The 237-nt window shown below is 50.2% G+C and carries 1 pseudogene; it reads left to right on the plus strand.

What is annotated here, in order from left to right:
- Positions 1-237, plus strand: a pseudogene (locus R7P74_RS29805) (hypothetical protein); the annotation flags it as partial.

The following is a 237-nucleotide window of genomic DNA, read 5'->3' on the forward strand; positions in this document are numbered from 1 at the left end:
TCTTTTTCAGCTTGGAGCGTCGATTTTTCGGTTTCGCCAAGACTGAGAAAAAATTTCCACGAATACAAAACCATGGGTGGACGCTCGCTGACTGAGTGGACTTACTCGTTGTTTGCTGTTGCGGAAAAGTCGGGGGAATCGTTCGCAGTGGGGATCACGGCGTTAGGTGGTAACAGCATCAGTTATCAAGGTACGCGCAGAAGCAGTTGGCAGTATGAAGGGGCGTTGTACGGCACA

The sequence above is a fragment of the Vibrio sp. 2033 genome, assembly GCF_033339735.1.